This is a genomic window from Cytophaga aurantiaca DSM 3654 (assembly GCF_000379725.1).
Taxonomy (GTDB): domain Bacteria; phylum Bacteroidota; class Bacteroidia; order Cytophagales; family Cytophagaceae; genus Cytophaga; species Cytophaga aurantiaca.
The window spans coordinates 1-8,332 of the sequence record NZ_KB903651.1 but is presented as its reverse complement, the minus strand read 5'-3'; the positions used below and the strand labels follow the sequence as shown (position 1 = coordinate 8,332).

The following is an 8,332-nucleotide window of genomic DNA, read 5'->3' as shown; positions in this document are numbered from 1 at the left end:
GATTCTCCTAAGGTGATTTCCGTTGCGTTGATGTTTTCTCTCTGGTCGATCAAAGCACCAGCTGCACTAACAATTGTTATAGATTTGATCGTACCTAGATTTTCCAGTTTGATTGTAGTACTTGACTGGAATGGCTGAGGAGAAACAGAAATGTTTATGCTTGTTCCGTTTTTCGTAGCAGTAGTAACACAAGGTGTATTTCCTGTAGTACCGCCTACACAAACAGAGCAATTATCTAAGTATGCTGTGCCGTTTGGAACACCTGCACAATCCAGGCAAGATGTTTCACTCTTTCCGCAGCCGCAATTTCCGGCAGCTATTTTTGCAGGGTCGTTCGGACAAGCATCACCTGCTACTGAAACATAACCTGTCGGTTGTGTACATGAACTTGTTGTTACACTTGGATCACCTTTGCCATCGCCATCCAGATCCTGATACCAAGTGATGGATGCAGTAACGGTTATTGTTGTACCTGTAGAAGTTGCAGAGCAGCTGTTGTTGTTGGTTACTTTAACGGTATATGTTCCTGCAGCCGTTGCTGTGTAGGTAGCATTTGTTGCGCTAGCAATTGTACCTGTTGCATTCGACCATTGATAGGTTAAACCAGTTCCTGTGTTAGCAGAAAGAATTACTGAACCACCAGTACAGAATGATGTAGCAGGAGCGTTGATCGTTGCTGTTGGCAATGCATTTACAGTGATTGTTGTTGGAGTAGAAGTCGCAGAACATGAACCGTTATTTACAGTTACGGTATATGCTCCGGCAGCCGTTGCTGTGTAGGTAGCATTTGTTGCACTAGCAATTGTTCCGGCGGCATTCGACCATTGATACGTTAAACCTGTTCCGGTGTTTGCAGATAGTGTAGCAGAACCGCCTGTACAGAAAGAAGTCGTTGGTGAAGTTATTGTAGCTGTACAAGTTGCGCTCATTGTAATTGTAATCGTATTTGTAGTGCTACCAGATGCATTTGTTTCAGTTACTGATATGTTACCTCCATTTGTTCCGAATGAAACGGTTATTTGATTTTTCGCAGTATTTGTACTTACTACTGTAGCGCCCGCTGGGAGTGTCCATTGGAACGTTGAACCTACAGTTGGATTAACTGAGTACGTTACATTTTGTTGATTTGGAGTAACCGATATCGGTCCTGTTATGTTTTGTACTGCAGGTTTACCAGAACATACCGGTCTTGTGTTGTCAATGATGGCAAAAACAGGGGTGCGTAAGCATGTATTGCCTACACTGATTTTCCAATCGTAGAATAAACCGTACCAGGTACTTTGCCAGCTTTGGTTATAGGTGAATGAAAGATAGTTTGGGTAAGAATAAGGGAAGGTGCCACCCGAAGCTTCAAATGTTAAACCGCTAGTTGTTCCTACTGCATCAATCACATATGTTCCGGGAAGTAAATTGAAGTTTAATGGTATTGTTTGTTTACCAGCAGCCAAACCTGTTACCGTTTTGGTATAACTCGTAACCGCACCTTGTTTGAGATTGATCGTAACACTGGTTCCTGCATTTACAACATAGACAGCAATACTATTTAAAGTTACTGCTTGTAAAACGGTTACATTATAAATTTTATCTGTTGCAGTAAAATCAGCAACTCCTGCAGTCCAGCTTGCGCCAGTACCTGCTGATGCTTTACCTACAGAAGTACTTACTGTCCCTTGATCTTCAACATAAAAAGTTTTGTTTGCCGTAATCGTTGGTTGATAGTTTTTCGTTGAAGATAAAGCCGTTCCGTTAGTAGCAACATCAAACCATTTATACGTGCTTGTACCCGTAACACTTAAGTTTACCATTCCCGGTGCACAAATTGTATCGCTTGTAACGGTTAAAAGTTTTGAGGTAACTGTGTACGTGCTTGAAACAGGAGTGCAATTTGCTGCGCTGATTGTAACGGTATAGGATCCTGCTTTACTGACAACAATAGATTGAGTTACTGCGCCTGTATTCCATAAATACGAAACCGTTGCACCACCAGCATTTCCTGCGTCAAGTGTTTGTTGTACCGGATTACAAAGTTCATAAGGTGCACTTGCTATTGCTGTTAATGTATTTGAAATAACAATGGTAGAAGTGTTTTTACAACCTAAAGAATCTACATCCACTTTGTATGTTCCTGCTTGTGTGATCGTAAGTGTTGGACTTGTAGCATTCGTGATTACGATATTATCTTTATACCAAACAAATGTTCTTGCGTTTGCTGTTAAACCAGTGTTTAACGTGATTGAATTTTTACCACAAATAGATTGATTGGTTCCAAGATTAGGTTTTGTACAAGCAGAAATGATTGATCCTGTACCTCTGTGTGTAAGGGTTTCAAAGAAAATATTCCATGATGATTCTGATGCAGCAGAGGTATTTAATATTTTCTGCGTTTCTATCATATCAAGTCCAACACGATTGTGATAATGGTTGTAACCTATTTCAAATGTATTGTAACGATCTGCGGTCGTAACATTATTTGCACACGTACCCTGCATGTTGCCACTCGTTAATTGTTTAGCCATTAATTCTAAAACGGCAACATAACGTTTTTCTTCTCTCGCATATACATCCACTCCTTGGTGCCATGCAATTTCTGCAGCAGCTAAAGTTGCAGCCATAGCAAATTGAGCATGGTGCCCATTGTCGCGACATGTTTCTTGTGTTAGTCCATCTACCCAGGCTGTCACAGCACTTCCACTTCCCCAAGCAGCATCATTGCTGCCGCCATAATTTCTGGAAGCCGGATTGTCAGTAGAAAGATAATAATAAGCAGGATTCCGTTTTTCTAATCTTGCTAAACCCGCGTTAAATTCTGTTACATCTTCATTATATACTGCGATTGCTAGCATTGCTTGAATTTGGGTAAGATCTACATTACCATTCCAGGTGCTCATTGTATTGATCACAGGATAGAAACGAGCAACAAACATTGCTTTCATTTTTGCCTGATCAGCAGCGGTCCAACCTGGATAATTTCTCATTAATTCAGCAGTAGGTCCTAACAAAGTTCCGATCCAACCACCTACTAATAAATCTTGACCTGCAGTTGAAGCATACCCTGTGAAATTATTTGCCCAGGCATTTAAAATGGCTACGGCTCTGTTTGCATAAATTACATTTCCAGTATAGTGCCATGCTAATGCATTGGCATATGCGTTCTTGCACAAGTCTCTAGGTCCGTTTTCTCCCGGACCAACGTTGGCAAGATTCCCAGCTACTGCCCAAGTTAAAAGTTCATTGAATTCACTCGTCCAGGGCTCTTGATTAGCAGCAATTTTTTGTTTTACAAAAGCAAGTTCTTCATTTGCTTCAACGGCACCTAAATGGATAAAATTACCCGAATGTGTCAATTGAGCAGATGCTTTAATTGCTATAATATTAATCAATAGAAGAATCCCTAAAGCGATTAACAACCTTTTCAGTAAGTTATTTTCTTTTTTCATAGACGGTTAGATTGAATTAGCCCTATTTTAAGTCACAGGTTTTGTTGATACACATTCACCTGATATATAAATTCAGAAGCAGCAATGATTATATATTACTGTTTCAATAATTTATAATACAAAAAAGGTGAAGGGAGGTTAAAGACTATTGAACTCAATTCCGAAATGTTTGAACTCTGTTTCGGATAGATAAAAAATACTGATAACCAGTTTGTTATTTTTATTTCTTTAACTCTTAACTTTGAAATCTTGATATTATTAAATGAAAATAGTATTCAAAAAAATGCATTTGCATTCAAGACACGAATATAAAGTTGAAAAATTTTAATCTTAATATTGGGAGTTGAGAGGATATTATTCTTTTCGTATGAATTCAGAAGGAGATTTACCGTATTGTTTAACAAAACTACGAGTGAAATAGGATAGGCTATTAAAACCAACATCGGTTGCAATCTCGGTTATGTTTTTATTTCCTTCTTTCAAATATTCAATACTTCGTTTTAAGCGTATTATTTTAATAAATTCATTTACGGTTAAGCCTGTAACGTTTTTTATTTTTTCATAAAGCATTGTTTTGCTTAAGCCAATTTCTTTACAAAGATCATCAGCATGTAATTCCGGATCAGAAATGCGCGACTCAATATAGGTTATACAGGTGTTTAGGAATTCTTGCGTTATTTTATTTTGTGCTGTTTCACGGATACTAAAATCTATTTCGTTGCTAAACTTTTTACGTATCAAATCACGGAACTGCAATTGATTGCCAATTCGTCTGATAAGCACATACGGATCGTAGGGCTTCGTTAAAAATTCATCTGCACCGGCTTCAATAGCTCTTTTTTCTACATCAAATTCTGTTTGTGCAGTTAAAATGATGCAGGCAATATGACTGGTAGCTGGATCATTTTTAAGTTGATGACAGAATGCAAAACCATTCATGACAGGCATATTTAAATCGCAGATAACAATTTCGGGAAAAAGAGTTTTTGCCATTTCAATACCTGCAGCACCATTTTCTGCTTCATAAATTTCAAAATGTTCAGATAGGTATCCTCGCATAACTGCACGTGCCGGAGCTTCATCATCTATCAGAAGTATTTTTCTTCCTTTATAAGAAGCCACAGGTTGGGTAGGAAGATCTGTTTCAGGTACAAATAAGGTTTGCTTTTCCTGTACTTCTATTTTATTGAATTGCTCATTTGAAGTTGCAGCAGGGAATGTAATATCAACACGGGTTCCTTCTCCCAAGGTACTTTCGATACGGATGTTTCCATTATTCAATTCTACAAATTCTTTGCAAATTAAAATTCCCAATCCAATGCCAGTCTCATTTTGTGTTCCTGGTTTGGATTCATATTTATCAAGTCTGAATAGGATATCGACTTGATCTTGACTCATGCCAATACCTTGATCACTTACACGTATACATATCGTATCATGAACCAATGCAGAACTAACAGTTACAACCCTGCCATTGGGCGAATATTTTATTGCATTGCTTAATAAATTGCGCAAAACCGTTGAAAGCATTTTTTCATCGCCTTCGACTGCATGGTCAACTATTGTTTGATTGCTAAGTAAAATATTTTTTTGTTGTGCTTGTGATGTAACAGCGTTGAAGCTATCTGCGGTAAGTCTATTAACATTTACAATAGACGTATGCATTTGATAATGCTTGGTTTGTGTGCTTGCCCAATCCAATAATTCAAAAGTGAGTTTTTTTAAATTAGTTGAAGATTGGAGAATTAAGTCAATATGTTGTTGTTTTTGTAATTCTGTGAAATTACTATACTTGTGAACTAATAAATCAGAAAGTCCATGAAGGGCAGTAACTGGATTGCGCAAATCGTGCGCAACAATAGAAAAGAACTTGTCTTTAGTTTCATTTAATTTATTTAATTCTTCATTTTGTTTAACAATCTTATGTTGTTGTTCCATGATGTGTTCCGACTTGCGAATCACTTCAAGGTTCTGACCTTCTAATTGTTCATTTGTAATTAATAAATCGTCATTTGTTTCTTTTAATTTTTCGTTGACTTCTTTTAATTGAGAAGTTTTACGTGCAACTAATAATTTCAATTCCTCATTCTTTTTCTTTATGGAATATGTTCGCCAAAAATAGAATGTGATCAATGCTGAAATTGTAAGAAGTGCAATAATACTTCTAAACCACCAAGTCATCCACCACGGTGGTAGTATAATGATGTGAAGCTTTGCTCCATCTTCATTCCAATAGTTGTCGTTATTGGATGCTTGTACATGAAACGTATATTCGCCTGGAGGTAAATTTGTATATGTTGCCTGTCTTTTTGAGGCATCACTAGTGAAAAAGGTATTATCAAATCCCTCTAGTTTATATCGATATGAATTTTGAATGGAAGCAATATAATCTAGGGCTGCAAAACTAATGGATAAAATATTGTCGGAGTAGTTAAGCGTAATCGTATGTGATAAGTATGCTGGTTTTGTTAAATATAATCGGTCATGGAAGGGTTTGTTTTCAATGAGAGATTTATTAAATAATTTGATATCTGTAATATAAACAGGAGGTATGTGCTTATTATAGTCGATGTTGTTTGGCTTAAAATAATTGAATCCTTCAGTTCCTCCAAAATACATTGTACTATCTGATGCCAGGAGCGACGCTCCAATATTGAATTCCTTATTTTGAACGCCATCTTCAAAGGTGAAAACTGAAAATGTTTTTTTATTAGTAAATAATACCAGGCCATTATCTGTGGCCAGCCATAGGTTGTTATCAGTGTCTTCCAAAAAACTATTGAGTGAGTGGAAGTATGATCGGTATGCTGGGTAGGATTCAAAGATATTGGATTCAAAATCGATCAGCTTTGAGATACCTCCAAACTCTGTACCTATCCAATAAGTACCTTCTGAGTCTTCAAAAATACTAGTTACGTTATTACTTGTTAATGAAGTTGGACTTGCTGTTTTTTCTTTGTGTTTAACATCAAAGGATCCCCGTTCAAATTTTCCAAGCCCCATCGAAGACGTGCACATCCAAACATTTCCTTTAGAGTCTACAAACAGGTTGTTGATTAAACCAAATGGAGCATTGAGTTGCAATATTGGTCTGGGGTTAATTGGTCCGGTGCCATTTAATCGGATGGTATACAATTTATTTAATGAACCAATCCAAAGGTTTCTATCTAGGTCTTCAATAATTTTCCAAACGCCAATACCTTGAAGCATGACTTCGGATTGTCGTTTTAGTTGATTGTTTATATAGCTATATCGACAAAGTCCTTGTCCGTATGTTCCTACCCAAATAAAACCAGATTTATCGATAAACAAAGTGTTGATGATATTGTTATGTAAATCAGAATTCGAAGTATTTAATACATTAATTTTTTTAGTCTTAGGATTGAATACATTGATGCCGCCTCCATCTGTGCCGATTAATATATTTCCGTCTCTCGTTTCGGTAAAGCATAAAATAGATTTATAGCTCAGACTATAACCAGGTATACCCTTACTTGTTATTGATTGAATTTTTTTCTTCTGGCTTTTATAAATATTTAAACCTGCTGCATACGTACCGATCCATAAAATTTTATCTCTGCTCTCATAGACGGAATAAACAGCATTGCCACTTAATGAATTATTTTCATTGGGATTGTTTTTGTAAACATTAAAAGTATTTGTTAGAGCATTGAATTGTACTAATCCGCCGCCATCCGTACCTATCCAGATTTGTCCAGAATGGTCTTCGCAGATACTGTTAATTACATTCGAAGGTAATTGGTTCGTATTGGTTGAGTAGTGTGTCGTGGTGTTTTTGATTAAGTTATACGCATATAAACCTTCATGTTCGGTTCCGATCCATAAGGTTTGGTTTTTATCTAAAAGTAGTTTGCTTCCGTGGTTAGGTTTGGTGATAAGTAAGGGGTGGTTTTTAAATTGCAAAAATGTAAATGTTGATGTTTGAATATTAAAACGTGATACGATCCCATTCGCACAACTTAGCAAAAGATTTCCTTTTTTATCAGAAGTAATCGCAGTTATGTAGTTAATTTCATTGCTGTTAGAGAAAGTAGTATTGTCTGTATATGGGAAGTGTGTAAAGGTGTTTTTGTTCGTATTGTATTTATACAATCCTGCATCAGTAGCCAGCCATGTTGTTTTGTTTTCATCGATATAAATAGAATATACATAGTTTGCTTTTTCAGAATCAATATTTTCTGTATTGTTTACTATCAAAGAAAATGTTTGAGTATATAAATTGAATTTGTAAAATCCGAAGTTGTTTACGACTAAAAGTAACGTTGAATCATTTGCTTGAACCAATGAGCGAAAAAAGAAGTTGCTTGTATTTTGATTTGTTTGGGATGGGATATTATCAAAAACAGTGTACGTATAGCCATCGTATTTCACTAAACCCCTTCTTGTTCCAAACCACATAAATCCATAGCAATCCTGCACAATAGAAGTTACTGTTGGACTAGGTAATCCGTCATTTTGTGTGATGTGTTCAAACGATAGGTCTTGTGCTTGCGAATTATGAAAAAGTATTAAGGAGAATAGGAATAATATATACTTTGTCATATTCGGCTATAAAATGTTCAAGTAATTTATAAAAATTATTTATGTTTTATAAATAATATAAAACATTGATTATTTGATAAAAGTATTTTGGGAGAATATTTAAAAAGCAAAAGGGTCATGCATATAGCATGACCCTTTTGAAAATCGATTAAACTAAACTATTAGAATTTAATGATTTTGGTAGTGAATACCTCGTTTTCGGTATGAATGATCACAGAGTACATACCTGAAGCTAAAGATTCTCCTAAGGTGATTTCCGTTGCGTTGATGTTTTCTCTCTGGTCGATCAAAGCACCAGCTGCACTAACAATTGTTATAGATTTGATCGTACC

Annotated in this window: 3 protein-coding genes; all 3 read right to left on the bottom strand. The window is 36.2% G+C overall.

The window, feature by feature from the left end:
* Positions 1 to 3,437: Ig-like domain-containing protein (locus tag A3EE_RS21445; protein ID WP_211208935.1), on the bottom strand; the 3,437-nt coding region annotated here is incomplete at its 3' end.
* A gap of 354 nt (positions 3,438 to 3,791) precedes the next feature.
* The gene (locus tag A3EE_RS0113045) at positions 3,792 to 8,000 is read right to left on the bottom strand and encodes a two-component regulator propeller domain-containing protein (RefSeq protein ID WP_018343891.1); all 4,209 of its coding nucleotides are present in this window, start codon (positions 7,998 to 8,000) and stop codon (positions 3,792 to 3,794) included.
* Between the two features lie 161 nt (positions 8,001 to 8,161).
* Positions 8,162 to 8,317 (bottom strand): T9SS type A sorting domain-containing protein, encoded by a 156-nt coding sequence (locus tag A3EE_RS22275; RefSeq protein ID WP_425386831.1) that lies wholly within the window; start codon positions 8,315 to 8,317, stop codon positions 8,162 to 8,164.
* Positions 8,318 to 8,332: the final 15 nt, after the last annotated feature.